Below are 26,579 nucleotides of genomic sequence, written 5' to 3'. Positions count from 1 at the left end.
CAGGACCGTGAAACGACTCTACGCCGATGATAGTGCGGATTCCCGTGTGAAAGTAGGTAATCGTCAGGCTCCCTAAGCCAAGAACCCCCGCCCGAAAGGCGGGGGTTTTTGCATTGGCGCGGCGGAAAGAGCGATGGCAGCGAGGGCGGAGTCGTCGCTGGCGTGCGAATCTCTTTTCCCCATCATTGGCGTAGCTCCCAGCGCGCCGAGCATGTCGGTGCGTGACAGTCGCAGCATCGATTCACCTTTGGATCCCGCAGTTCGGCGATTGCCGGCATGTCGTAGCTCAACCGATCTGCGATGCATGTCCGGCAACCACACGCCAGTTGCTCCCCGGCCTGCGCCACAGGCGCGTATAGGCGAACATGCCGTTGAATGCGGTGCCGTCGAAACGACCGGCAAGCATCGCCTTCGTCGTGGTGAGAATCATCTCGCCGATCATCTTCGTCCCCATCTCCTGGATATCGAGTGCGTCGAGGCGCAGCAGCTTCGCACGATGCGCGGACAGATCGTCGTGCTTGGCAATGACCTGCCCGGTCGGAACCGTGAAGATCAGGTCGTCATCCAGCAACGTGTCGAGCGCGTCGACGTCGTTAGTGAGCATCGCCGCTCGAAGTGCGGCTTCATACGGTTCGATGACTGCACGAACTGCATCCATTTCGGGCCTCGCATCAGTTCGAAGGGATTCCACGCGTGCTCGCCAGGCGGGCCGCGGTGGCCTTCGCATTCCGGCATCACAGCTACTCGACAGAGACTACTACGCTTTCGACAGCGTCTGACGCCGCACCATCATCAGCAAGCAGATGCCGATCGACGCGAGGTTGGGCCCGCAGCGTATCAATGCTCCGATTGCCCTGCATTGACGTCCCGCCGAAACGCGCCCGGGCTCGTCCCTGTCCATTTCCGGAACGCGCGATGAAACGCGCTGGGTTCGGTGAAGCCGAGTTCGGCCGCGATTTCCGCGACGCTGAGCCTGTGCGCGCGCAGCAGTGACTGGGCCAGTGCGCCGCGCAGCTCGTCCTTGATCGATGCGAAGCTCTGTCCCTCGCTGCGCAAGCGTCGCCGCAGCGTCGCGGGCGTCGTGCCGAGGCGCACGGCCAACGTGTCGAAGTCGGGCCACTCTGCGGTCGGCAGTGCCTTCAGGTGCGCGCGCGTTTTTGCCACCCAGCCGGTGTCGTGCCGGTAGCGAACCAGCAGATTGCCGGGCGCGCCGCGCAGGAAGGTCTTCAGTGCCTGTGTGGAGCGGATCGTCGGCAGCCCGAGATACGCGGCGTTGAAGGCGAGCCGGCTGTCGGGCCGGTCGAAATGGACCGGCACCCCGAAGAACTGATGGTAATCGGTGCGGTGGTCGGGGCACGGGCACGCGAAATCGATGCGCTGCAGCGGAATGCGCCGGCCGGTCAGCCAGCAGGCGACGCCGAGCAGGATCAGCCAGAACGTCCGGTAAGCGAACGCGGAATAGGGCGCGCCGGCCTGCTTGAGCACGATCTGCGCCTGTCCGTCGGCGACCACGAGCTCGCCGTGCGGCTCGTCCAGCACCACGCGCAGGAATTGCAGCGCACGCCGCAGCGCCTTCTCGAGCGTGCCGGCATCCAGCACGGCATGGCACAGCAGCATGAAGCTGCCCGGCCGCATCGGCCGGGCCGCGAGCCCGAAAAATTCGTCGTCGATCGCGCTGGCGATCGCGAGCCACAGCCGGCCATACTGCTGCGGTGTGACGGGCCCGTGCACGGCGGCCGGCAGGCCGGCCGCGTGCAGTACCGGCCCGGCCGGAATCCGTTGCCGGCGCAGGCTCTCGAGCGCATCTTCGACGAAATCGGGCGAGATCATCTGCGGCCCCATGTTTTCATGCCCTCCAGACATGGCAAAAGCGATCATGATTCTAGATTCTGTTTGTCATTGATTGCAATGTGACTGCTGTCTACCATCATCGATATACCCTCGGTTCACCGGCGGTCATAACGAACAGGAGACACGCATGCGTGATGGAGCAACTGCCCGGGAGGTGCCGGCCTACGCCGACGCCGTGGCCGGCTTCCGTATCGAGACCGCCGCCGCACATCTGCACGGCGACCTGGAGCAGGGCCTGAACGCCTGCGTCGAATGCTGCGACCGGCATGCGGCGGCGGACCCGAACGCGATCGCCCTCGACTGGATCGACGCTGGCGGCCGGCACCGCAGCTTCACGTTCGCGCAGATGCAGGCGCTGTCGGCGCGCGTCGCGAACCTGCTGGTCGAGCAGGGCGTGAAGCGAGGTGACGTGGTGGCCGGTCTGTTGCCGCGCACGCCCGAACTCGTCGCGACGATCCTCGGCACGTGGCGCGCGGGGGCCGTCTACCAGCCGCTTTTCACCGCGTTCGGTCCGAAGGCGATCGAACACCGGCTGCGCATGAGCGATGCGCGGCTGATCGTCACCAACATCGCGAATCGCGCGAAGCTCGACGAGATCGCGGATTGCCCGCCGGTCGCGACGGTGCGCGAGCCGGGCGACACGCTGCCGGCCCGCGACATCGATTTCCGTGCGGCGCTCGACGCGCAGCCGGGCACATTCGAACCGGTGCCGCGCAAGGGCACCGACCTGTTCATGATGATGTCGACGTCGGGCACGACGGGTTTGCCGAAAGGCGTGCCGGTGCCGCTGCGCGCACTGCTTGCGTTCGGCGCATACATGCGCGACGCGGTGGACCTGCGCGCAAGCGACCGCTTCTGGAACATCGCCGACCCCGGTTGGGCATACGGTCTCTACTACGCGATCACGGGCCCGCTGCTGCTCGGCCATGCAACGACGCTGTACGAAGGCAGCTTCACCGTCGACAGCACCTGCGACGTGATCGAACGGCTCGGCATCACGAGCCTCGCCGGTTCGCCGACCGCGTACCGGATGCTGATGGCAGCGGGCACCGAAGTGGCGGCACGGCTGAAAGGGCAACTGCGGGTCGTCAGCAGCGCGGGCGAACCGCTGAATCCGGAAGTCGTGCGCTGGTTCCACGCGGCGCTCGGCGCACCGATCCACGATCACTACGGACAGACAGAACTCGGGATGGTGGTGAACAACCATCACGGGCTCACGCACGTCGTCCATGTCGGTTCGGCCGGTCTCGCGATGCCCGGCTATCGCGTCGCGGTACTCGACGAAGCCGGTCGCGAGCTCGGCCCGGGCGAACCTGGCAACCTCGCGATCGACATCGCACGCTCGCCGCTGCTGTGGTTCACCGGCTACTGGCAGCAGGATACGCCGGCCATCGCGGGCGGCTACTACCGCACCGGCGACAACGTCGAGCTCGAGCCGGACGGCACCGTGAGCTTCATCGGCCGCGCGGACGACGTGATCACGTCGTCCGGCTACCGGATCGGCCCGTTCGACGTGGAAAGCGCGCTGATCGAGCATCCGGCCGTCAGCGAGGCCGCGGTGATCGGCGTGCCGGACCCCGAGCGCACGGAGATCGTCAAGGCGTTCGTCGTGCTGTCGAAAGGTTTTGAAGGCACGCCGGCGCTGGCCGACGAACTGAGCCAGCACGTGAAGCGGCGGCTGTCGGCGCACGCGTATCCGCGCGCGATCGACTTCGTCGACGCGCTGCCGAAAACCCCGAGCGGCAAGATCCAGCGCTTCGTTCTGCGCAAGATGGAAGCCGAGAAGACCGCTCAATCCTGAAGACTGAATACGGAGTGCGAATGAATATCGAGGAGCGCGTTTTTCTGATTACGGGCGCCGGTTCGGGCCTCGGCGCCGCGGTGGCGCGCATGGTGGTGGCCGCAGGCGGCAAGGCGGTTTTGCTGGACGTCAATGAGGATGCCGGCACGAGCCTCGCGCACGAACTCGGTGCGGCCGCATGCTTCGTGAAGACCGACGTGACGAGCGAAGCCGACGGGCAAGCTGCCGTCGCCGCCGCGCGCGACGCGTTCGGCCGCATCGATGCGCTCGTGAACTGCGCGGGCGTCGCGCCGGGTGAGAAAGTCGTCGGCCGCGAAGGTCCGCATTCGCTCGAGCGCTTCGCGCGCGCGGTGTCGATCAACCTGGTCGGCACGTTCAATATGATCCGGCTGGCGGCCGAAGTAATGTCGAAGCAGGACGCCGACGCGCAAGGCGAGCGCGGCGTGATCGTCAACACAGCGTCGGTCGCGGCGTTCGACGGGCAGATCGGGCAGGCCGCGTATGCGGCATCGAAGAGCGGCGTGGTGGGCATGACGCTGCCGATCGCGCGCGAACTCGCGCGGTTCGGCATTCGCGTGGTGACGATCGCACCGGGCATCTTCGCGACGCCGATGATGGCCGGCATGCCGCAGGACGTGCAGGACGCGCTCGGCAAGAGCGTGCCGTTCCCGCCGCGGCTCGGCCGCCCCGACGAATTCGCGGCACTGGTGCGGCACATCGCCGAGAACACGATGCTGAACGGCGAAGTCATCCGTCTCGATGGCGCGTTGCGCATGGCGCCGCGCTGAAACTGAAACTGGAACTGGAGAAACTCGATCATGACGACACAGGATCCGATCGTAATCGTCGGCGCGGCACGCACGCCGATGGGCGGTTTTCAAGGCGACCTCGCCGGGGCAAGCGCGAGCGAGCTCGGCGCGGCGGCGATTCGCGCGGCGCTCGAGCGCGCGCGCGTACCGGCCGAGCGCATCGATGAAATCGTGTTCGGCTGCGTGTTGCCGGCCGGCCAGGGTCAGGCGCCGGCGCGGCAGGCCGCGCTGAAGGCCGGCTTGCCGCTGGCCGCGGGCGCGACCACGGTCAACAAGATGTGCGGCTCCGGGATGAAGGCCGCGATGTTCGCGCACGACCTGCTGCTGGCCGGCTCGGCGGACGTGGCGGTCGCGGGCGGGATGGAGAGCATGACGAACGCGCCGTACCTGCTGCCGAAGGCGCGCGCGGGAATGCGCATGGGTCACGGCCAGGTGCTCGACCACATGTTCCTCGACGGGCTCGAGGACGCATATGACAAGGGCCGGCTGATGGGCACGTTCGCGGAAGATTGCGCGCAGGCTTACCAGTTCACGCGCGAGGCGCAGGATGCATTCGCGATCGCGTCGCTGACGCGTGCGCAACGTGCGATCGCGGAAGGGCGCTTCACGTCGGAGGTCGCGCCGGTGACCGTGAAGGCCGGCAAGACCGAAGCGGTGGTCTCGATCGACGAGCAACCGGGCAAGGCGAAGCTCGACAAGATTCCGACGCTCAAGCCGGCGTTCCGCGAAGGCGGCACGGTGACGGCAGCCAATTCGTCGTCGATTTCCGATGGCGCGGCCGCGCTCGTGATGATGCGTCGCTCGGAAGCGGAGCGGCTCGGCCTCACGCCGAAGGCCGTGATCGTCGGGCATTCGACCTACGCGAACAAGCCGGGCCTGTTCGCGACGGCACCGATCGGCGCAATTCGCAAGCTATCCGAAAAAACCGGCTGGAACCTGCGCGACGTCGACCTGTTCGAGATCAACGAAGCCTTCGCGGTGGTCGTGATGGCCGCGATGCGCGATCTCGACCTGTCGCACGACAAGGTCAACGTGCACGGCGGCGCGTGTGCGCTCGGCCATCCGATCGGCGCATCGGGTGCACGCGTGATGATGACGCTGCTGGCCGCGCTCGAATCGTATGGCCTGAAGCGCGGCATCGCATCGCTGTGCATCGGCGGCGGCGAGGCGACGGCGATCGCGATCGAGCGCGTCGCGTAACGCGAACGCGTTCACGCATCACGCGCGGGACGGCACGTACGCCGTCTCGCGACGCGGGCGGCGGGCATCGTGCCCGTCGCCCGTTTTGTTTTCCCGGGAATGCGATTGCGCTACGCGCTCGCGCCCGGCGACACCGCACCGCATGCGCGAATCACGAGCTGCACGACGTGCTCGGTCTTCGCGGCGAAGGCCTTCTGCGTGAACGCACGCTTGCCGCTCAGCGCGCGGATCTGCGCATCGAAATCCGCATAGTGCTGCGTGGTCGCCCAGATCAGGTACATCAATGCGTGCGCATCGATAGGTGCAAGCAGCCCGCGCGCGATCCAGCCTTCGATCACGTTCACGCGCGTGTCGAACCACGGCTTCACACGTTCCGACAGGATGTCCTGCATGTGCTCGGCGCCGTGGATGATCTCGTTGGCCCACACCTTCGAGCCGAGCGGGCGCCGTCGCGACAGATCCATCTTCGCGCGCACGTAGCTGCCGATCGCCTCGACCGGATCGTCGCCGGCCTCGAACGAGCCGGCCGCGCGGTGCCAGTCTTCGAACAGGTCGTCGAGCACACGGCGGTACAACGCCAGCTTCGTCGGGAAGTAGTAATGCAGGTTCGCCTTCGGCAGCCCGGCACGCTCGGCGATCATCGCGGTGCTCGCGCCGTTGAGCCCGCGCTCCGCGAACACGGCTTCCGCGCAGGCCAGCAGATGCGCTTCGTTGGACTCGCGGATGTGCGCCTTGCGTCGCCGCAAAGGCGTGCCCGTTTCGTCGTGGCCGCCGGCTGCGGCGGCCGCTTCATCATGTCTCATCGTTGCCCTCGCGCGGCATGGGTGCCGCGTTGGGCTTCATTCTAGTCGCAGGTTCGCATCGAACGCACCTGCGCGATGCATTCGTGCGGGCGCGATGCTGCGATGCGATGGCACGGTTCTCGCTGGAACACGTCACGCAAGAAAGACGTTGCGCTGGACATTTTGATGGTCTAAAACCTGTCCAATCGGACAGGATTCGACGAGCGGCGGAACGCAGTGCCAGCACCCCCGCCGATCGATCGGACGAATCGCACGAACGATGCGCACCTGCACCTCGCAGGTGCGGGTTTGCCCCGACAGCAGCAATGCGTGCACCGGCACCGACCGGATCACGACATGACCGACCCCACAGGAGCGATACGAATGGACACGGTATCGGAAACAGTGAAGCGGGCAGCATTCGACACGTCGATCAAGATCGACGGCAGACGGTTGTGGGACAGCTTGATGGAGGTGGCGAAGATCGGCGCGACGCCGAAGGGCGGCGTCTGCCGCCTCGCGCTGACCGATCTCGACAAGGCCGGCCGCGACCTGATCGTCGGCTGGGCGAAGGCGGCCGGCTGCACGGTGACGGTCGATACGATGGGCAACGTATTCATGCGTCGCGCGGGCCGTGTGGCCGATGCGGCGCCCGTCGTCACCGGCTCGCACGCGGATTCGCAGCCGACGGGCGGCCGCTTCGATGGCATCTACGGCGTGCTGGGCGGCCTCGAGGTGATTCGGAGTCTGAACGATCACGGCATCGAGACCGAGCATCCGATCGAGGTCGTGATCTGGACCAACGAGGAAGGCTCGCGCTTCGCACCGGCGATGGTCGCGTCGGGTGTGTTCGCGGGCGTGTTTTCGCTCGAATACGGACTGTCGCGCAAGGACGTCGACGGCAAGACGATCGGCGAGGAGCTGGCGCGCATCGGCTATGCCGGCGACGTGCCGTGCGGCGGCCGCAAGCTGCATGCGGCGTTCGAGCTGCATATCGAGCAGGGGCCGATTCTCGAAGCGGAGTGCAAGACGATCGGCGTGGTGACCGACGCGCAGGGGCAGCGCTGGTACGAGATCACGTTCACCGGCCAGGAAGCACATGCGGGGCCGACGCCGATGCCGCGCCGCCGCGACGCGCTGCTCGGCGCGTCGCGCGTCGTCGATCTCGTGAACCGCATCGGCCTCGATCACGCGCCGTTCGGCTGCGCGACGGTCGGGATGATGCAGGTTCATCCGAACTCGCGCAACGTGATTCCGGGCCGCGTGTTCTTCACCGTCGATTTCCGTCATCCGGAGGATGCCGTGCTCGCGAAGATGGACGCTGCGCTGCGCGACGGCGTCGCGCGCATCGCGGGCGAGATTGGTCTCGAGACCGCGCTCGAGCAGATTTTCTACTACAAGCCCGTCGCGTTCGATCCGGCCTGCGTGGCGGCCGTGCGCGACGCGGCCGACCGCTTCGGCTACTCGCATCGCGACATCGTGTCGGGTGCGGGACACGATGCGTGCTATCTGGCGCAGGTCGCGCCGACGTCGATGGTGTTCGTGCCCTGTGTCGACGGCATCAGCCACAACGAGATCGAGGACGCGACGCCTGCGTGGATCGAGGCAGGCGCGAACGTGCTGCTGCACGCGATGCTCTCGCGTGCGTGCGAGCCGGCTTCATGACGGATCGAATCTAGCGCGGCCGGCAGGCTGCTCATCGCCTGACCGTAGCACTCCAAAATATAGCCGACCCGACTGTGCGTTCGCAGCCGGCGGGGACGGCTTCGTCTCCACTCAGTCGAAGGAACGCGTATGACCACCAAGCCAACCGGCGATATCGCCGCGCATCGCCTGACGTCCACGCAACTCTCGTGCGAATTCGCCGATATCGCACCGCTGCTCGATCCGACTGCCGCCGCGGCGGCCGCCAGCCGCTGCCACTACTGCTACGACGCGCCGTGCGTGCAGGCGTGCCCCACGCAGATCGATATCCCGAGCTTCATCCGCAAGATCGGCAACGGCAACCTGAAGGGCGCGGCGACCGACATCTTGTCTGCCAATCCGCTCGGCGGGATGTGTGCACGCGTGTGTCCGACCGAGATCCTGTGCGAAGGCGCGTGCGTGCGCAATCACCAGGACGCGCAGCCGGTCGCGATCGGCGCGCTGCAGCGGCACGCGACCGACTGGGCGATGGCGACCGGTGCGGTGCGCTTCACGCGTGCGCCCGATACGGGGCGGCATGTCGCGGTGGTCGGCGCGGGGCCGGCCGGGCTCGCCTGCGCGCACCGGCTCGCGCTTGCCGGGCATCGCGTCACGCTGTTCGACGCGCGGCCGAAGGCGGGCGGCTTGAACGAATACGGAATCGCCGCGTACAAGACCGTCGACGATTTCGCGCAGCGCGAAGTCGAGTGGCTGCTGTCGGTCGGCGGTATCGCGCTGGAGACGGGCGTCGCGCTCGGCCGCGACGTGACGCTCGACGCATTGCGCGAGCGGCATGACGCGGTGTTTCTCGCGATGGGGCTGGGCGGCGTGCGCACGCTCGCGATCGACGGCGAGCAGTTGACCGGCGTGATGAACGCGGTCGACTTCATCGAGCAAGTGCGACAGGCCGACGGGCTGGAGAACGTGCCGGTCGGGCGACGCGTGGTCGTGATCGGCGGCGGCAACACGGCGATCGACGCGTCCGTGCAGAGCCGCAAGCTCGGCGCCGAGCGCGTGACGATGGTGTACCGGCGCGGCGTGGACGCGATGAGCGCGACGTGGGCCGAACGCGAGTTCGCGCAAAAGAGCGGCGTCACGCTCGTCACGCACGCGAAGCCGGTGCGCATCGCGGGCGCGGACGGGCACGTGACGGGTGTCGAGTTCGAGGCCGCGTCGGGCGAACGCTTCACCGTCGACGCGGACATGGTGCTGAAGGCAATCGGCCAGACGCTGGTGCCGGACGGCATCGCGGCCGCATTGCTGACGGCGGACGGTACGCGCATCGCGGTCGATGCGGACGGCCGCACCGCGTTGCCCGACGTGTGGGCCGGCGGCGATTGCGCGGCGACGGGCGGTATCGACCTCACGGTGCAGGCCGTGCAGGACGGCAAGCGCGCCGCGGCCGCGATCGACGCGGCGCTCGCGCAGCGCGACGCCAAGGCCGCGTGAGCGCGGCCCACGCAACGGCATCGCGCACGCCGCGCGGATCACGATAAACGCCCCATTTTCACGGAGCCGAACATGGCCGACCTTCGCTGCACCATCGCAGGCATCACTTCGCCGAATCCCTTCTGGCTCGCGTCCGCGCCGCCGACCGACAAGGCCTACAACGTCAATCGCGCGTTCGAGGCGGGCTGGGGCGGCGTCGTCTGGAAGACGCTCGGGCTCGATCCGCACGTCGTCAACGTCAGCTCGCGCTACGGCGCGGTGCAGTGGAACGGCCAGCGGATCGCCGGGCTGAACAATATCGAGCTGATCACCGACCGCCCGCTCGACGTGAACCTGAGAGAGATCGCGCAGGTGAAGCGCGACTGGCCCGACCGCGCGCTGATCGTGTCGCTGATGGTGCCGTGCAACGAGCGCGACTGGAAATGGATCCTGCCGCTTGTCGAGGACACGGGCGCCGACGCGGTCGAACTGAACTTCGGCTGTCCGCACGGGATGAGCGAGCGCGGAATGGGCGCGGCCGTCGGACAGGTGCCGGAATACGTCGAGATGGTCACGCGCTGGGTCAAGGAAGGCACGAAGCTGCCGTGCCTCGTGAAGCTCACGCCGAACATCAGCGACATCCGGATGGGCTCGCGCGCCGCCTACAAGGGCGGCGCGGACGGCGTGTCGCTGATCAACACGATCAACTCGATCGTCGCGGTGGACCTCGACCAGATGGCGCCGATGCCGACCGTCGACGGCAAGGGCACGCACGGCGGCTATTGCGGCCCCGCGGTCAAGCCGATCGCGCTGAACATGGTCGCGGAGATCGCGCGCGACCCGGAAACGCCGAACCTGCCGATTTCCGGCATCGGCGGGATTTCGTCGTGGCGCGACGCGGCCGAGTTCATGGTGCTCGGCGCCGGCAACGTGCAGGTGTGCACCGCCGCGATGCACTACGGCTTCCGGATCGTGACGGATCTCGCCGACGGGCTGTCGAACTGGATGGACGAGAAGGGCTACGCGACGCTCGACGACATCCGCGGTCGCGCGGTGCCGAACGTCACCGACTGGAAATACCTGAACTTGAAATACGACATCAAGGCGCGCATCGACCAGGACCGCTGCATCCAGTGCGGGCTGTGCCATATCGCGTGCGAGGACACGTCGCACCAGGCGATCACCGCCGAGAAGGACGGCGCGCGGCATTTCGAAGTGGTGGACGCGGAGTGCGTCGGGTGCAATCTTTGCATGCATGTGTGTCCGGTCGAGCAATGCATCACGATGGAGCGGGTCGACGCGGGCGACTATGCGAACTGGACCACGCATCCGAACAATCCGGCGCGTGCCGACGCGGGTGCCGGCCCGGCGGAACCCGCGAAGCACGCGAAGGCGGCCTGACCGGCGGCCGGCGGCGCGGTACGGGCCGCGCCGCCGCTTGTGTCCTGTTTCGCCGGCATCGCGCGATGCCGGCGCCGACGTTTACGTGGAGCGCTTTCGATGAAACCAGCAGCGATTCCCGCCGATGCCGACAGCGCCGCGGCGCCGGCCGGCAGCCTGTACAACGACGACCTCGCGCCGACGACGGCCGCGCAGCGCACATGGCGGTGGTACCACTTCGCGGCGCTGTGGGTCGGGATGGTGATGAACATCGCGTCGTACATGCTCGCGGCCGGGCTGATCCAGGAAGGCATGTCGCCGTGGCAGGCGGTGCTGACCGTATTGCTCGGCAACCTGATCGTGCTCGTGCCGATGCTGCTGGTTGGCCATGCGGGCGCGAAGCACGGGATTCCGTACGCGGTGCTCGTGCGCGCGTCGTTCGGCACGCAGGGTGCGAAGCTGCCGGCGCTATTGCGCGCGATCGTCGCATGCGGCTGGTACGGCATCCAGACCTGGCTCGGCGGCAGCGCGATCTACACGCTGCTGAACATCCTGACTGGCAACGCGCTGCACGGCGCGGCGCTGCCGGTGGTCGGCATCTCGTTCGGGCAGCTCGCGTGCTTCCTGGTGTTCTGGGCGCTGCAGCTGTACTTCATCCTGCACGGCACCGATTCGATCCGCTGGCTCGAGAGCTGGTCGGCGCCGATCAAGGTCGTGATGTGCGTCGCGCTCGTGTGGTGGGCGACGTCGCAGGCGGGCGGCTTCGGCTCGATGCTGTCGGCGCCGTCGCAGTTCGTCGCGGGCGGCAAGAAGGCCGGACTCTTCTGGGCGACGTTCTGGCCGGGCCTGACCGCGATGGTCGGCTTCTGGGCGACGCTCGCGCTGAACATTCCCGACTTCACGCGTTTCGCGCATTCGCAGCGCGACCAGATGATCGGTCAGTCGATCGGGCTGCCGCTGCCGATGGCGCTGCTGTCGGTGGTGTCGGTCGTCGTGACGTCGGCGACCGTCGTGATCTACGGCAACGCGATCTGGGATCCGATCGACCTGACGAGCCGGATGACCGGCATCGGCGTCGGCATCGCGCTCGTGATCCTCACGCTCGACACGATGTGCTGCAACCTCGCGGCGAACCTCGTCGGCCCGGCTTACGATTTCTCGAGCCTGTGGCCGAAGGCGATCTCGTATCGCACCGGCGGGATGATCACCGCGACGATCGCGATCGTGATGATGCCGTGGAAGATCCTCGCGACGACGGACGGCTATATCTTCACCTGGCTCGTCGGCTATTCGGCGCTGCTCGGCCCGGTCGCGGGCATCCTGATGGTCGACTACTTCCTGATTCGCGGCACGCGGCTCGATACGCACGCGCTGTTCGACGAGCGCGGCGACTTCAGCTATGCGCGCGGCTGGAACCCGGCCGCACTGGCCGCACTCGCGATCGGCGTGCTGCCGAACCTGCCCGGCTTTCTGCACACCGCATTCCCGGCGTCGTTCCCGAACGTGCCGGCCTTCTTCAACACGATTTACACGTACGCGTGGTTCGTCGGCCTCGTGCTGGCGTCCGGCGTGTACGGCACCTGGATGAAGTGGCGCGCCGCCCAGCGCGCGCAGATCGCGAGCGCGTGATGCGCGCAGGCATGCGGCACCCGACAATCAACGAGGAGGCAACGACATGGCAATCCTGATTCGCGGCGGCACCGTGGTCGATGCGGACCGCACCTATCGCGCGGACGTACTGTGTGCCGACCCGCAGGACGGCGGCACGATCCTTCAGATCGCCGAGACGATCGACGCGCCGGCCGGCGCGACGGTGGTCGACGCACACGACCAGTACGTGATGCCGGGCGGCATCGATCCGCATACGCACATGGAACTGCCGTTCATGGGCACGACGGCGAGCGACGATTTCTATTCGGGGACGGCCGCCGGGCTGTCGGGCGGCACGACGAGCATCATCGACTTCGTGATCCCGAGCCCGAAGCAGCCGCTGATGGACGCGTTCCGCGAATGGCGCGGCTGGGCCGAGAAGGCGGCGGCCGACTACGGTTTTCACGTGGCCGTCACGTGGTGGGACGAATCGGTGCACCGCGACATGGGCACGCTCGTGCGCGAGCACGGCGTGTCGAGCTTCAAGCACTTCATGGCGTACAAGAACGCGATCATGGCCGACGACGAGGTGCTCGTGAACAGCTTCTCGCGTTCGCTCGAACTCGGCGCGCTGCCGACCGTGCACGCGGAGAACGGCGAACTCGTGTTCCGGCTGCAGCAGGCGCTGCTCGCGCGTGGAATGACCGGGCCGGAGGCGCATCCGCTGTCGCGTCCGCCCGAGGTCGAGGGCGAGGCCGCGAACCGCGCGATCCGCATCGCGCAGGTGCTCGGCGTGCCCGTGTATATCGTGCACGTGTCGTCGAAGGACGCGGTCGATGCGATCACGCGCGCACGCAGCGAAGGGCTGCGCGTGTTCGGCGAAGTGCTGCCGGGCCACCTGGTGATCGACGAGGCCGTTTATCGCGACCCGGACTGGACGCGCGCGGCCGCGCACGTGATGAGCCCGCCGTTCCGCTCGGCCGAGCATCGCGAGGCGCTGTGGCGCGGGCTGCAGGCCGGCCAGTTGCATACGACGGCGACCGACCACTGCGTGTTCTGCGCGTCGCAGAAGGCGATGGGCCGCGAGGACTTCACGAAGATTCCGAACGGCTGCGGCGGCGTCGAGGACCGCATGTCGGTGCTGTGGCATCACGGCGTGAATCACGGTCGTATCACGCCGAACGAGTTCGTGCGGATCACGTCGACGAACGCCGCGCAGATCTTCAACCTGTATCCGCGCAAGGGAGCCGTGCAGGTCGGTGCCGATGCCGACCTCGTCGTGTGGGATCCGGCCGCGACGAAGACGATCTCGGTGAAGACCCATCACCAGCAGGTCGACTTCAACGTGTTCGAAGGGATGACGGTGCAGGGCGTCGCGACGCACACGCTCACGCGCGGCGCGCTCGCATGGGCCGACGGCGAGCTGCGTGCGGTGCGCGGCGCGGGCCGCTACCTGGAGCGGCCGCCTGCCGCCGGCTACTACGAGGCCGCTCGCATCGCGAACCGGCTGCGCGAGCCGCATCCGGTCGAGCGCGCCGGCTGAGCGAGGGCGAAGCGCGCGAACCGGACAAAGGCGCGCGCGCTCGCCGCGGCGGTCAGCGCGCGTCGCCCGCGTTTGCTTCGCGGATCGGGATCACGGTGCGCGCGCCGCACTGGCGCAGCAGGTCGCGCAGTTCGTTGATGACCGGGAACACCTCGTGGTTCCAGTCGGCGCCCTGCCGATCGTGCGCTTCCTGCTCGCGCTCGACGATCCAGCGATCCTCGCGGAAGATCCGCTCGGTGAACCACACGAGCAGCGGCCACGCGAGATCGAGCGCGAACGGGATGCCCGGCTTGTGGATCGACAGTACGCCGAACGTGCGGTTGGTGCGCTGCTCCGCGTCGAGCGGCACGTAGACGATCCACAGGTCCATCACGAGCGTGCCCTCGCTCGAGCGGATCTGCAGCGTCTGGTACGGGTACAGGGTGCGCACCGTCATCACGCTCTTGTCGGACTGGTCGGCCGGCTTCTTGCTGGCGCCGAACACGAGCGCCTCGCCGACCGGCTGCTTGCCTTCCATCCGCGCGAACGTGTAGTCGACCTCGACCCAGTCGTCGCCGCGCCGGCGGCCGACGCTGCGCGCGCGCATCTGTCCCATCTGCTTGCGATGCAGGAACTGATGGTTCATGTCCATCAGGTTCTCGTGCATGAACGAGTAGTGGCACTTGACCTCGCGGCCGAAGCGGCGCGTCTTGAATGCACGGTCGTCCGCCGATTCGAGCGCGGGGAACGGGCGTTCGTCGGCGAGCGTCGCGTCGCCGGGGAACACGAAGATCAACCCGTGCGCCTCGCGGCACGGATACGCGCGCACGCCGTTGGGCAAACGGTCGCGGCCGAGGTAAGGCACGTCGACGCAGCGGCCGCTGTCGCACGCATAGGTCCAGCCGTGGTAGCAGCAGCGCAGCGTTTCGCCGGACACGACGCCCGCATGCAGCGGCACCTGGCGGTGCGCGCAACGATCTTCGAGCGCATACACGGCGCCGGATTCGGTGCGCACGAGCACGATCGGATCGCCGGCGAAGCGCACGCCGAGCGTCTTGCCGCGCCTGAGCTCGCGCGACCACGCGAGCGGATACCAGTGGTCGGGATGGATGGGCACGCGGCGCAGGTCGCGCACGACTGCGCCGGTGGACGGTTGTTCAAGGGTGCTGCTGTCAGACAAAGGCACTGCGCGCATGCGTGACGCCTCCTGGCAAGCTGGTGAGTTCCGGGCGCCGCATGATGCGGCGGGGACTGATCTGGAGAAGTCTACGCGAAGTTGGCCCGTCAAGCTGACCTGATCGGGGTTTGCCCCGTCGGCGCGGCATGCGTTTCGTTGATGCAGCTCAAACGCGGCCGGCGGCGCGGGGCCGGCCGCGTCATGCTGCGGCCGGGCCGGCCGCCGCGCCGCCGGTTGCCTGTCACAGATGGGCGTCGCGCCACAGCACCGCGTCGGGACGATACAGCGCCGGGAAGCGCTGCTTCAGCCCGGCAATCTTCGGCATGTCGTTGTATGCGATGTACGGCGCGTCGGGATGCAGCTCGAGGTAGTTCTGGTGATACGCCTCGGCCGGATAGAAGCCCTTGTACGGCTCGACGCGCGTGACGACGGGCGACGGGAACGTGTGCGCGGTGCCGAGCTGCGCGATGTACGCGGTCGCGACGGCCCGCTGCTGCGCGGTGGTCGGGAAGATCGCGGACCGGTATTGCGAACCTTCGTCGGGGCCCTGACGGTTCAGCTCGGTCGGATCGTGCGCGACCGAGAAGAACACCTGCAGCAGCCGGCCGTACGTGACCTGCGTCGGGTCGAAGACGATGCGCACCGATTCCGCATGCCCGGTCAGCCCGCTGCCGACCAGCACGTAGTGCGCGGTTTCGGATGCGCCGCCCGCATAGCCGGCCGTGACCTGCTTCACGCCCTTCACGTGCTCGAACACGCCCTGCACGCCCCAGAAGCAGCCGCCGGCGATCACGGCGGTTTCCTCGTGGGAGGTGCCCGGGGTTTCGTCGAGCGTCGGGGCGGGCACCGTGCGCATCGGCTCCGCGGAACTGACGACACGCTGGTAGCCGAACACGGCGGCCGCCGCGAGGGCGATCGCGCCGATGCGGCGCAGCATGGCCGCCCGCTTCGGTGCGGAACTGCGAGTGGATGTCGGGATCATGAATTGCTCCTTCGAAAACGAGGGACGAAATAAGGTGTCCGGGCCGCGGCACTCAACCAAACGTGAACGCATACGCATCGACGCCCGGATCGAGAAACTCGATCGAGAACGTGCGGTCGGCGATCGTGCCCGGCTGCCGCACCAACTGATACAGGCGTTGGCCGGTGACGGTGCCGTAGCCCTGCGCGTCGACGTCCGCGCCGTGGGCCGCGCCGGGTGCCGTGCCGTCGAGCGTCACGCGAAAGCGCACCGGCTTGCCGTTCGCCCCCGGGCCGAGCACGAGGTGCAGATCGCGCGCATGGAAGCGGTAGACGATCCTGCCGGCCGGCGCGGCGAGCGTCGCGCGCTCGGCGCCGACCTGCCACGTGCCGGCGAGGCCCCAGTCGTTCAGGTCGGGATGAGCGGGCGCGTCGTAGCGGTGTGACGCGTCGCGCACGACGCCGCCCGGCGACGTGAAGTCTTCCGCACGCGCATAGCCGACATAGGTTTCGGGCGAGCGGACGTCCGCGCTGTCGGCTGCCGCGAGCGCGCCTTTCGCGGGCGCGCCGGTGAGCCCGATCGGCACGTTTAGCGCTTCCGGGTGGCCGGCTTCGGCGAGCAGCGACTGGATCGCGCGTTCCGACTGCGCGTATTCGCCTTCGCCGAAGTGGTGATGGCGGATCCGCCCTTGCGCGTCGACGAAGTAGTGCGCGGGCCAGTATTCGTTGCCGAACGCGCGCCAGATCGCATAGCCGTTGTCGATCGCGACCGGGTAGTCGATGCCGAGGTCATGTACCGCCTTCTTCACGTTGCCGATGTCGCGCTCGAACGCGAACTCCGGGGCGTGCACACCGATCACGACCAGCCCGTAAGGCGCGTACTTGTGCGCCCACGCGGTCGTGTAGGGCAGCGTGCGCAGGCAGTTGATGCACGAATACGTCCAGAAATCGACGAGCACGACCTTGCCGCGCAGGCCGGCTGCGGTCAGCGGCGGCGAATTCAGCCACTGCACGGCGCCGTCGAGCGACGGCAGCGTGCCTTCGACGGGCAGCGCCGCCGCTTGCATCGCGGGCGTCGTGCCGGCCGTGCGCATCATCGCGCTGCCGGCCGCCGGTGCGCCATCGGTCGCCGCGGCCATCATCGCGCCGCTCGCCGTGCCGCTACCGGCGTTGCCGGTGTTGCTCGTCGAGGACATGGCGGCCGGCGCACCATTCGAGCGCCCGCCGAGCCGGTCGACGAGCTTCGTCTCGAGGCTGCCCGTCGTGACCGTCGACAGTTGCGCGAGCGCACCGGTATCGAGGCCGAGCGCGATCGCGCCGACGCCAGCCAGCAGCGCCACGCCGATCCCGCGCCGGATCCATTCGCCGGCGCCGAGCGAGCGCTTCATCGCGGCGAACACCTTGCCGCCGATCACGAGCGCGACCCCGAGCGACGTCGCCGCGCCGGCCGCATACGCGACCAGCAGCACCGTCGTGCCGACGCTCGCCCCGCGCAGCGCGGCGCCGGTCAGCACGAGCCCGAGGATCGGGCCCGCGCACGGCGCCCACAACAGGCCGGTCGCGACGCCGAGCAGCAACGACGACAGGGGGCCTGCCGGGCGGCCGTCGCGCTGCGCGAAGCCGGTGAGCCGGTTGCCGGCCGCGACGAGCGGGCGCGTGAGGTGTTCGGCGAAACGCGGCAGCAGCAGCGTCAGGCCGAACACCGCGAGCAGCACGATGGCGAGCCAGCGGCCAGCCTGGTTGGCCTGCGCGACCCAGCCGCCGCCGACGGCGGCAAGCGTCGCGACGACAGCGAACGTGAGCGCCATGCCGATCAGCAGCGGCAGGCCGGTACGGACGAACGGCTGGTCGGCGCGCGCGAACACGAACGGCAGCACGGGCAGGATGCACGGGCTGAGGATCGTGAGGACGCCGCCGAGATAGGCGAGGACGATGAGCAGCATGGGGCAGTCTCCGGTCGTTCAGAAGCGGCGGCGCATCAGGCGGCTGCCGGGTGGAAGGCGAGCGCGAGCCCGTTCATGCAATAGCGCAGGCCGGTGGGCGGCGGGCCGTCGTCGAACACGTGGCCGAGGTGGCCGCCGCAGCGGCGGCAGTGCACTTCGGTGCGCGCCATTCCGTACGACGGATCCGTCGCGGTCGCGACCGCGTGGTCGAGCGGCTTCCAGAAGCTCGGCCAACCGGTGTGGCTGTCGAATTTGGTGTCGGACGAGAACAGCGCGAGGTCGCAGCCGGCGCACGCGAACGTGCCGCGGCGGTGCTCGGCGTTCAGCGGGCTGCTGTACGGCGGCTCGGTGCCGGCATTGCGCAGCACCGTGTATTGGGCGGGCGTGAGGCGGCGGCGCCAATCGGCGTCGCTGCGGGTGATTTCGAACGGGGCGACGGGCGGCGCGGCGAACGCGCGGCCGACGAGCGCACGGCGGCCAGCCGACGACAGCGCCGCGAGCGTGGCGAGGCCGGCGGCGCCGGCGAACAGCAGATGTCTGCGGGTGGGCATGACGGGCTCCTTGAAGCAGGGTCCTGAAAACATGCGCACAGAGTAGGCAGCGGCCGGTGTCTAAGTCCTCACGGAAAGTTAAAGGATTTGTGATGGTTGGGGTGTTTGGCGAGGGGGGGCGGTGGAATCCGTCGAAGCGCCGACTGGCAGGGGCCTTCGAGCGGGCGCGCCGCCGATATGTACCGCGCGCCAGTTTGCGCCGCGATTTTTAGTGTTTTTTAGTGTTCGTCGAGTGGCGTGGCGAATCCGAATCGGACTGGGGCATGAGCGTTGTTTGACTGCGGTCGCGAATCACACCGAGCGCTGATGCGCATTGATAGGGGAATGAGTTTGCAAGCTGGCGCGACCGATGGTCGGTGCGCGTGTGGGCGCGGAAGTTTCACAGTTTCTACGTAGAAACTTCAGGAGGCGAGCTAGGCCGTGCGCCGTTGTGTAGTGAAAGAGCGCCGCGATGTGCTCCGCCCGAGTGATCCATTTCGAGCCGGATCCGGCAGGGTGAAGGGGAACATAGTAAGGGCTATGTTCCCCTTCATTTTGGGACATCGTGCCAAAGCTTTACGCTCGGGGTGCTTCTGTATGCTCGGCGCGGGCGCCGAGGGCTTGGAGGTTTTTCCGATCCGTGCGGGGGCGACTGGAGGGGTGGCTTGGTCTGTGGCGGTGCCGAAGCTCAATTGCGAGCGCCCACATTTAGCGCGGTGACGGGCGAGGGCCTCGGCGGGCCGGTGGCTGAATTCTCTCCGCGGTGCGGAGAGAATTGGGGGAGCGACCAGCAGGGTTCCGCCGGTGCCGAGATTCCGGTAACGTGGCCACTGCTGGCGCGCGCCGGCCCGCCGATTCCTCCATTCCTGACACGATGACCGAACTCGTCCCCGCGCCGCGGCCGCGCCGCGATTTCAACGTTCATCGTCGGCGGCATCATTGCCTTTCTGATTGTCCTCGTGCAGGCGTTGGAGATGTCCTATGAGCAACGTGGTCGACCGGAAGGCTTGCTGTTTCGCTCGGATCAAGGCGGTCAATATGCAAGCCGCAAATTCCGTCAGCGCCTCTGGCGCTATCGGATACAGCAGAGCATGAGCCGTCGAGGAAATTGTTGGGACAACTGCCGATGGAAAGATTGTTCCGCAGCTTCAAGACGGAATGGCTGCCGTCAGGGGCGTATATGTCGGCGCAGGAAGCACACCGGGATATTAGCCACTACCTGATGCACCGGTACAACTGGATACAGCCGCATCAGTTCAATAACGGACTGGCGCCGGCCGCGGGATATCGGAGGAGTCTCGATTCCTCGATTCGCTCAAGCCGTCTCGGAATGTGCCGTTAACATTCCTAAAAGATTCATCCAACCCGGAGACAGCCATGCACTTTCCGCGCGTTCCAGACGCATTGACTACGAGCATCGCGAACTCCGCCGTCCTCGCCGCGCTGTGTGTCGCGGTTGCCGGGTGCGGCGGCGCGGTCGATCAGCAACCTCCGATCAACGGCAACGTGTATCTCGGCGCCGTCTCCGGCGCGCAAGTCGCGGCGTATGCCGTGGACGCCGATGGACACATCGCGGCCACGCCGCTCGCCACTACGGTCACCGATGCCGACGGCCACTTCGTGCTGCCGGGCACGCTGCGTTGGCCGCTGCTCGTAAAATCGACCGGCGGCAGCTACACAGAGGAAGCCACCGGCGCCACTAGCGCGCCCGGCGAAACCTCGCTGTCGGCGGTGTATCTCAGCGCACCGTCGACGATGGTCCTTTCGCCCTACTCGAGCGCAATCGTCGTCGACGCGCTGGCGGCGGGCGCCCTGACCGCGTCGAACGTCGCGGCCGCGTCTACGCGCGTATCGGCGTTCCTTGGCGGAGTCGATCCTCAGCAGACGGTGCCCGCCTTCGTCGCCGTCGGCGCGACCCTGAATACCATTGCTGACGGCAACCGCATGGCGTTCGCGCTGGGTGCCGAATCGCAGAGCCGCACCGACAACGGCGCGAGCGTGGCAACGAGCGTGCAGAACATCGTCGCGCAATCGGCGAAAGGCGATACGCTAGCCGCGTGTCACTCTGGCGCTGGCGACGTGACAGCCGACGGCACGGTCTCGGCGCCCGCCGACGACACGTGCGATGTTAGCGCCGGCGCGCTCGGCTTCTCGACGAATCCGCTGAACCGCTCGGGCGTCACCGCGCTCGCTATGCTCGGCACGACACAGGCGGCCGGTCCCCAGACGGCCAGCGCGGAGGCCAATGCATGTGGAGACCGCGTTGCGCTGCTCGAGCAGAACCGGTCGCTTTTCGAGGGACGCAAGAACAGTGTGCAAGCGTCGCTCTTACCGGGCATGACGGCCGCCAACTGGTCGACATATCCGACCACCAGCACGTGGGGACCGCACGCGGCGATCTATGGCACGATCTCCGCGCCATCGACGTGCCACGATCAAGACACGTTCCGGCGCGAACTGGTGATGGCAATCGAGAACTACTGGGTCGATCAGAACCTGAACTACTGCCACCATCACATTCCCGGTTGGACGCCGCCGGAGAACACCGGGAAAACCAACTACCGCGAATCGCCGCCCGCCCCGACGGACGGCGGCCCAGTCGATCCGAACGCCCCGAAACTGACCTGCACCGCGCAGCGCGGCGCCGACGGCTCGCAAAGCGTGCAGACGGATTCGAAGCAAACACCGCCCGTCATCACCTCGGCGCTGATGTGGAACGGCGCGGACTGCTCGAATTTCACGTCCTGGGTCTACAACTTTGCGGGGCTTGCGACCAATCAGCTGTCGGGCGCCATCGGCGTGCAGGCGTGCAGCACGACGTCTTCGGGCACGGATCTGCTGACCGGCGTCCTGCTCGACATCAATCGCGGCAATCTTTCGTCGACGGAGCAATACCTGTTGCCGGGCGACCTGCTGTACATTACGCAGAAAAAGATCGTAGGCACGGGCGCTTTCGCTGCGGACTTCAAGCTCGCGCATGTGATCACTTGGACCGGCAAGCGTTTCAGCGACCTTCAGGCGGGTCCGGATCGCGCGAAGTACGACCTGAGCCGCATCGGCCGGCCGGACTCGCGCCTCGGCGGCGACTTTCTCGCGCTGCTCGGCCCGGGCGACAGCGCGGCCAATCTCGGCCAGCCGGGTCACGATCCGTGGATGATCATTGACAGCCACTATGCCGGTCCCGCTTATCGGCCGTTCCTCGGCTGGTATGCCGAGCACCTGTCGCATGTGCGGCGCATCATCGGCGCGGATGCGGTACTGACCGATCCGAATCTCGCCGATTATGTGATCCGGCCGCTGTCGCCGGCCCACAAAGGCTTGCTCACGTTGGCCTCGAAGCACGCGAACGCAACGGCAACGAGCGGCTACCGGCTCATCTATCAGACGAGCGGCTCGCAATCGTGTTACCAGGCAGGCACGCCCTGACGGCCTGACCGCGGCCTTCCATAAAGGAGAGCACGCCGCGATGGCCGGGCTGCCCGGCGGCATGAACCAAGCCGCCGGGCGATGCCACGGCCAATCCTCCTTTGACACTTGTGCGTGGTGCGTGAGGGCAGGTTCGCTCGCTCCGCCAGGCAGCCGCCGCGCGCCCCGAGCCGCGTACCGATCTGGTGAACGGCTTCGTGCATGGCGTGTTCGACGACATCGTGGTGTCGACCAAGCTGCTGCTGGCCGGCAAGGCCGCGGCCTCGGGCAACATCGCACGTCAGGCGATCGAGGGCCTCGCGATGGCGGTGCTCTGTTCGGCGGATCAGGAGGTGATCCTTCGGGCTCGCGAGAAGCAGGGCGATGTGCGCGGCCGGTACTGGGAGCGCGTGATGGACCCCACCGATCGGTTGGTTGAAGGTCAGTGGGCGGTCCAGCAGCTGGCCTGGAACGCCGATCAGTTGCGACTGCCCCGGCCCTGGATCGACCGGTTGATGCGCAGAAGCTGTTCAGCGCCGCGAGTCACGCGGGTCCGTTGACGATCGCGTATCGAACCCACCTTGGGCTGGCCGACACAGGGTCGATCGGCGGTCACTTCGACGCTGGAAAGCTCGCGTCCTATCGCACGGGGTTGACCCTCCGTACGTTCATGGCCCGTGACCTCGCCAGCGTGATGCCGGATTGGCTCGACAAGCAGGAAGTACGGTTGGCGCCATTTGACGTCTGGAAGCTTGAGCTGCAACGCGTCGTACATTTCGGTTTGCTCGCGGGCGACCTCGCGAATGGGATTCGGCGCAATCTGGACCTTCCGGATTCGGCGTACTTGAATGCATGGCAGCAACATTTCGACGTCGCGTTCGCCACGCTTCAACGGAAGTATGACCGCGACCCAGCTGAATATCCGCTCATGCCAGAAATCGAAGCCCGGCTGACTCGATATCTAAGCCGATCGCGGGGTGCTGACGTCGCCCTGCTGCTGGATGCGCTGTAGCACCGATAGCTTGAATGGGGCGTCGTACTGAGCGACTTTCCTTTTCAGCCCGGCCACGTCGTGCTCCCGGTAGCTTGCCACCCAGCGCCGGATGACCGTGCGTCCAACCCCGTGACGAGCTGCGAGCATGCGTGGGCTCGCCTCTCCTCCCAGATATTCCTGAACGACCTGCAGTCGAAACCGCTCCTCGTACTTCGCCATGAAAAACACCCCAAAGGCTGGATCAGTGTCCGACTTTTGGGGGAGGTCACCTTTCATCGCACCCAATAAAAAAGATCTTGACTATCTATCTATGAGTAGATAAAGTTCGATCCATGGAAACGAAATCGACCGTCCGCGAACAGATTCTCGACCACGCGATCACGCTGATGATGCTGCGCGGCTACAACGGCTTCAGCTATCGAGACCTGTCCGATCTGGTAGGCGTGAAGACGTCGAGCATCCACTACTACTTCCCGTCGAAAGACGATCTCGTGGTGGAAGCGGTGGCGGCGTACAGCGACGAAGTGCTTGCGGCGATGCGCGCGATCGATCCGGCGTTGCCGGCCGACGTCAAGCTCAGCCTCTACACGAAGCTGTTCGGCAGAACGCTCGGCGATGGCAACCAGATCTGTCTGTGCGGCATGCTCGCGGCGGACATCGAATCGTTGCCGGAGAGCGTGCGGCAGGCGGTTCAGGCCTTCTTCAAGGCCAACGAGAAGTGGCTCGCCGAGTTGCTGGCGCAGGGCGCGAAGGAACGCACGCTGCAGTTCAGCGGCAAGCCGGAAACGGCGGCGCGCACGTTGTACGCGGCGTTTCAGGGGAGCGTGCTGGCCAGCCGGCTGTTTCATACGCGGGCGCGTCTCGAGGATGTCGAGGGCGTCTGGAAAGCCCGGTCCTGACGGACGGGGCGGGTAGACAGGCGGTTCGCCGCCTTTTGTTGTGGTTTGGTATCTATCTTGTAGTAGGTAGATAAGCGAGCGGATGAATTCGATCATCCGCATTTTTTGGGGATATATGTCTATCTATGGGTAGATAAACAAGCGCGAGGCCGGCCGCCAAGCCGTCGATGCGCGATCCCGGGTTGGAAGGCTGTTTCACTCACTCATCATTGAAAAGGAGTCTGTCATGTCGATCGAAAAAGTTCTGTACCGCGCTCATGCAAAAGCCACCGGCGGCCGTGACGGCCGTGCCACGGTGCCCGAAAGCGGTCTCGACCTGAAGTTGACCACGCCGCGCGAACTCGGCGGCGCGGGCGGCGCCGGGGCGAATCCCGAACAACTTTTCGCGGCCGGCTACAGCGCGTGCTTCATCGGTGCGATGAAGTTCGTCGCGGCCCGCGACAAGATCGCGATCCCCGCGGATGCCGCGATCGAAGGCAGCGTCGGCATCGGCGCGATCCCGAACGGCTTCGGCATCGAAGTCGAACTGAAGATCTCGCTGCCGGGCCTCGACCGTGAAACCGCGCAAACGCTGATCGATCGCGCGCACATCGTCTGCCCGTACTCGAACGCGACGCGCGGCAACATCGACGTCACGCTGACGCTCGTCTGATCGCACGTACTGCGAACGAATCCATCGCCATTCATTGCATTCACCGGTTGAACCAAGGAGTCTCATCATGAAGATCGTCAAGCCGCTGCTAATCGCCGCTGCCGTTGCGGCCGCGGTGTTCACCGCCCCCGCCGCCTTTGCCGCCGGCACCGACGGCGTCCGCCCCGATACGGCGACCAGCGGGTTCCTCGCCGTGCTGAACGGCCAGAAGGGGCCGGGCCTCGAAACGCTGAGTCCCGCGAAGGCGCGTCAGGTGCTGGTCGATGCCCAGCGCGGCGCAAAGGTCGACCTGTCCGGCATCGACGTATCGAACCGAACGATCGAGCAGGACGGCCTGTCGGTGCCGATCACGATCGTGCGCCCGCAGGGCGCGGCGGGCACGCCGCCGGTGTTCATGTTTTTCCACGGGGGCGGCTGGATTCTCGGCGACTTCCCGACGCATGAGCGCCTGGTGCGTGATCTGGTGGTGCAATCGGGCGCCGTCGCGGTGTTCGTGAACTACACGCCGTCGCCGGAAGCGCATTACCCGGTCGCGATCAACCAGGCGTATGCGGCGACGAAGTGGGTTGCCGCGCACGGCGCGGAAATCGGTGTCGACGGCAGCCGCCTCGCGGTGGTCGGCAATAGCGTCGGCGGGAACATGGCGGCTGTCGTGGCGCTGATGGCGAAGGACAAGGGCGGCCCGGCGATCCGCTTCCAGGGCCTGTTGTGGCCCGTGACGGACCACGACTTCAATACCGGTTCGTACAACGCGTATCAGCAGGGGCACTTCCTGACCCGGCCGATGATGAAGTGGTTCTGGGACGCCTATACGAAGAACGAAGCGCAACGCAACGAGATCTACGCGTCGCCGCTGCGTGCGAGCACCACGCAGTTGAAGGGATTGCCGCCCGCGCTGATCCAGGTCGCGCAGTTCGACGTGCTGCGCGACGAAGGCGAAGCGTACGGCCGCAAGCTCGACGCAGCCGGCGTCGATGCGACGACCACGCGATATGACGGCACGATTCACGATTTCGGTTTGCTGAACGCACTGGCCGAGGATGCGCCGACCAAGGCGGCGATGAAGGCGATGGCCAACGAAATCGCGACGCGGCTGAAGTAGGGCTGCGGGCGGCATTCGAACGGGTTCGAATGCGAACGGCGAAGCGGCGGGCTTGGGTCCGCCGCTTCCGCATGGGGAGCGGGGCGACAGGTGCGTCGAAATGCGACACCGGCGGCCGGATCGCAGCGGTCCGATCCCGACGGCAGGCGTCACAGTACAAACCCGTTCCCGCCCGGCCGGAGACCTGGCGCTCTGCGTCGACCCGACGTCGTTGTGGTAGAGCGTCCGATGGATCGGTGGCCCGGCCGTGGTGTCATCGATCGCGAAGGCGGCCCTCACGTTGATAATCTGTTGCGCCTTGTGGAGATCAAGTTTCCTGGTGACGATTGGGGCCCGGGTGCCGAGCTTTGGAGGCGGGTTCGGTCGTTTCTGCCGTTGCCATTGGGGACGCGGCCGCTACCGGTGCCATGGCTGGCTCAATGTTAGGAGGAGCGGCGGGAGCCGTTGTAGGGGTAATCGGTGGCGCCATTTGCTTCTATCTTCACTAATTCGCCAGAGGATTTAATGAAATCATTTTTTTTGATATTGGCCGCAATATCATGGATTCCTTTCACGTATTGGACTATTCTCTATTTGAGAGAGTCGCGAAATAAACCAAACGGGAAAGCTATCTATCGGCGAGGTGTTTTAGGATTTGGTGTTCCATTTTGGTTGATAGACGTTATTTTCTCGGTGGCAGTTATACCAGAACACGGTATTTTATCTGTAATTTACTGGTCCGCAATTTTTCTATACATTTTATTTCCAGTTTGCTTGTGGGCTGGCTATTTTTGGGGAAAAGGAATGGCGGCGATTCTTCCGGGGGATCGTGATCGTTAGGATTGCCTAGACGCCTACGTAAGCGGCAACCCAATACCAGGACGTGCCGACG

Annotated in this window: 22 protein-coding genes and 2 pseudogenes; 16 read left to right on the top strand and 8 right to left on the bottom strand. The window is 66.5% G+C overall.

What is annotated here, in order from left to right:
* Window positions 1-286: 286 nt before the first annotated feature.
* The gene (locus ABIC50_RS15820; protein WP_354165243.1) at window positions 287-658 is read right to left on the bottom strand and encodes a nuclear transport factor 2 family protein; all 372 of its coding nucleotides are present in this window, start codon (window positions 656-658) and stop codon (window positions 287-289) included.
* A 179-nt stretch (window positions 659-837) separates the two neighbouring features.
* Complete coding sequence (locus tag ABIC50_RS15815; protein WP_354165296.1) at window positions 838-1,842, bottom strand: AraC family transcriptional regulator; 1,005 nt, start codon at window positions 1,840-1,842, stop codon at window positions 838-840.
* A gap of 136 nt (window positions 1,843-1,978) precedes the next feature.
* Between ABIC50_RS15815 and ABIC50_RS15810 the strand changes: the two genes are divergently transcribed.
* The 3 genes from ABIC50_RS15810 to ABIC50_RS15800 are packed head-to-tail and all read left to right on the top strand — an operon-like array spanning window position 1,979 to window position 5,661.
* Window positions 1,979-3,652 carry an acyl-CoA synthetase gene (locus ABIC50_RS15810; RefSeq protein WP_354165240.1) on the top strand — a complete coding sequence of 558 codons (1,674 nt, stop codon included), beginning with the start codon at window positions 1,979-1,981 and terminating at the stop codon, window positions 3,650-3,652.
* Between the two features lie 20 nt (window positions 3,653-3,672).
* Complete coding sequence (locus ABIC50_RS15805; protein ID WP_354165238.1) at window positions 3,673-4,440, top strand: 3-hydroxyacyl-CoA dehydrogenase; 768 nt, start codon at window positions 3,673-3,675, stop codon at window positions 4,438-4,440.
* A gap of 30 nt (window positions 4,441-4,470) precedes the next feature.
* Complete coding sequence (locus ABIC50_RS15800) at window positions 4,471-5,661, top strand: acetyl-CoA C-acetyltransferase (RefSeq protein ID WP_354165236.1); 1,191 nt, start codon at window positions 4,471-4,473, stop codon at window positions 5,659-5,661.
* Window positions 5,662-5,771: 110 nt separating this feature from the next.
* Here ABIC50_RS15800 and ABIC50_RS15795 read toward each other — a convergent pair whose 3' ends face one another.
* Window positions 5,772-6,464: a TetR/AcrR family transcriptional regulator gene (locus tag ABIC50_RS15795; protein ID WP_354165234.1), complete on the bottom strand. Its 693-nt coding sequence runs from the start codon at window positions 6,462-6,464 to the stop codon at window positions 5,772-5,774.
* A 363-nt stretch (window positions 6,465-6,827) separates the two neighbouring features.
* Here ABIC50_RS15795 and ABIC50_RS15790 point away from each other — a divergent pair, with 363 nt between their 5' ends.
* From ABIC50_RS15790 to hydA, 5 genes are all read left to right on the top strand, one after another.
* Window positions 6,828-8,108, top strand: coding sequence for a Zn-dependent hydrolase (locus ABIC50_RS15790; RefSeq protein WP_354165231.1), 1,281 nt, complete (start codon window positions 6,828-6,830; stop codon window positions 8,106-8,108).
* A gap of 129 nt (window positions 8,109-8,237) precedes the next feature.
* Window positions 8,238-9,575 carry an NAD(P)-dependent oxidoreductase gene (locus tag ABIC50_RS15785; RefSeq protein ID WP_105830960.1) on the top strand — a complete coding sequence of 446 codons (1,338 nt, stop codon included), beginning with the start codon at window positions 8,238-8,240 and terminating at the stop codon, window positions 9,573-9,575.
* A gap of 72 nt (window positions 9,576-9,647) precedes the next feature.
* Window positions 9,648-10,955, top strand: a complete 1,308-nt coding sequence (gene preA / locus ABIC50_RS15780; RefSeq protein ID WP_354165228.1) for an NAD-dependent dihydropyrimidine dehydrogenase subunit PreA — start codon at window positions 9,648-9,650, stop codon at window positions 10,953-10,955.
* Window positions 10,956-11,054: 99 nt separating this feature from the next.
* Complete coding sequence (locus ABIC50_RS15775) at window positions 11,055-12,563, top strand: NCS1 family nucleobase:cation symporter-1 (RefSeq protein ID WP_165754179.1); 1,509 nt, start codon at window positions 11,055-11,057, stop codon at window positions 12,561-12,563.
* Between the two features lie 46 nt (window positions 12,564-12,609).
* Window positions 12,610-14,067: a dihydropyrimidinase gene (hydA, locus tag ABIC50_RS15770; RefSeq protein ID WP_011660849.1), complete on the top strand. Its 1,458-nt coding sequence runs from the start codon at window positions 12,610-12,612 to the stop codon at window positions 14,065-14,067.
* Window positions 14,068-14,119: 52 nt separating this feature from the next.
* On the opposite strand, the gene ABIC50_RS15765 is transcribed toward hydA, so the two are convergent.
* The 4 genes from ABIC50_RS15765 to msrB form a co-directional block, all read right to left on the bottom strand.
* Window positions 14,120-15,241: a Rieske 2Fe-2S domain-containing protein gene (locus ABIC50_RS15765; protein WP_354165225.1), complete on the bottom strand. Its 1,122-nt coding sequence runs from the start codon at window positions 15,239-15,241 to the stop codon at window positions 14,120-14,122.
* 223 nt (window positions 15,242-15,464) lie between these two features.
* Window positions 15,465-16,205, bottom strand: a complete 741-nt coding sequence (gene msrA / locus ABIC50_RS15760; RefSeq protein WP_354165222.1) for a peptide-methionine (S)-S-oxide reductase MsrA — start codon at window positions 16,203-16,205, stop codon at window positions 15,465-15,467.
* A gap of 52 nt (window positions 16,206-16,257) precedes the next feature.
* Window positions 16,258-18,126 (bottom strand): cytochrome c biogenesis protein DipZ, encoded by a 1,869-nt coding sequence (locus ABIC50_RS15755; RefSeq protein WP_354165219.1) that lies wholly within the window; start codon window positions 18,124-18,126, stop codon window positions 16,258-16,260.
* Between the two features lie 35 nt (window positions 18,127-18,161).
* Complete coding sequence (gene msrB / locus ABIC50_RS15750; protein ID WP_354165216.1) at window positions 18,162-18,677, bottom strand: peptide-methionine (R)-S-oxide reductase MsrB; 516 nt, start codon at window positions 18,675-18,677, stop codon at window positions 18,162-18,164.
* 938 nt (window positions 18,678-19,615) lie between these two features.
* Between msrB and ABIC50_RS15745 the strand changes: the two are divergent.
* From ABIC50_RS15745 to ABIC50_RS15730, 4 genes and pseudogenes are all read left to right on the top strand, one after another.
* Window positions 19,616-19,998: pseudogene (locus ABIC50_RS15745) on the top strand (DDE-type integrase/transposase/recombinase); the annotation flags it as partial.
* Window positions 19,999-20,033: 35 nt separating this feature from the next.
* Window positions 20,034-22,082, top strand: a complete 2,049-nt coding sequence (locus tag ABIC50_RS15740) for a hypothetical protein (protein WP_354165213.1) — start codon at window positions 20,034-20,036, stop codon at window positions 22,080-22,082.
* A 185-nt stretch (window positions 22,083-22,267) separates the two neighbouring features.
* The gene (locus ABIC50_RS15735; RefSeq protein ID WP_354165210.1) at window positions 22,268-22,621 is read left to right on the top strand and encodes a hypothetical protein; all 354 of its coding nucleotides are present in this window, start codon (window positions 22,268-22,270) and stop codon (window positions 22,619-22,621) included.
* Window positions 22,618-23,073: a hypothetical protein gene (locus tag ABIC50_RS15730; RefSeq protein WP_354165207.1), complete on the top strand. Its 456-nt coding sequence runs from the start codon at window positions 22,618-22,620 to the stop codon at window positions 23,071-23,073. The genes ABIC50_RS15735 and ABIC50_RS15730 overlap by 4 nt, the downstream gene beginning before the upstream one ends.
* Here ABIC50_RS15730 and ABIC50_RS15725 read toward each other — a convergent pair.
* Window positions 23,062-23,274, bottom strand: a pseudogene (locus tag ABIC50_RS15725) (transposase); the annotation flags it as partial. The gene ABIC50_RS15730 and the pseudogene ABIC50_RS15725 overlap by 12 nt on opposite strands.
* Window positions 23,275-23,387: 113 nt before the next feature.
* On the opposite strand from ABIC50_RS15725, the gene ABIC50_RS15720 reads away from it, so the two are divergent.
* From ABIC50_RS15720 to ABIC50_RS15705, 4 genes are all read left to right on the top strand, one after another.
* Entirely contained in the window at window positions 23,388-23,954 is a 567-nt protein-coding gene (locus ABIC50_RS15720) for a TetR/AcrR family transcriptional regulator (RefSeq protein ID WP_354165204.1), read from the top strand.
* Between the two features lie 226 nt (window positions 23,955-24,180).
* The gene (locus tag ABIC50_RS15715; RefSeq protein WP_011880657.1) at window positions 24,181-24,606 is read left to right on the top strand and encodes an organic hydroperoxide resistance protein; all 426 of its coding nucleotides are present in this window, start codon (window positions 24,181-24,183) and stop codon (window positions 24,604-24,606) included.
* A 67-nt stretch (window positions 24,607-24,673) separates the two neighbouring features.
* Window positions 24,674-25,708, top strand: coding sequence for an alpha/beta hydrolase (locus tag ABIC50_RS15710; protein WP_126223996.1), 1,035 nt, complete (start codon window positions 24,674-24,676; stop codon window positions 25,706-25,708).
* A 459-nt stretch (window positions 25,709-26,167) separates the two neighbouring features.
* The gene (locus ABIC50_RS15705; protein ID WP_354165201.1) at window positions 26,168-26,527 is read left to right on the top strand and encodes a hypothetical protein; all 360 of its coding nucleotides are present in this window, start codon (window positions 26,168-26,170) and stop codon (window positions 26,525-26,527) included.
* The last annotated feature ends 52 nt before the right edge of the window (window positions 26,528-26,579 follow it).

This window comes from Burkholderia sp. 567 (assembly GCF_040545115.1).
Lineage (GTDB): Bacteria > Pseudomonadota > Gammaproteobacteria > Burkholderiales > Burkholderiaceae > Burkholderia > Burkholderia ambifaria.
Note: the sequence above shows the minus strand (reverse complement) of the source record. Positions and strands in the feature narration are given on the sequence as shown.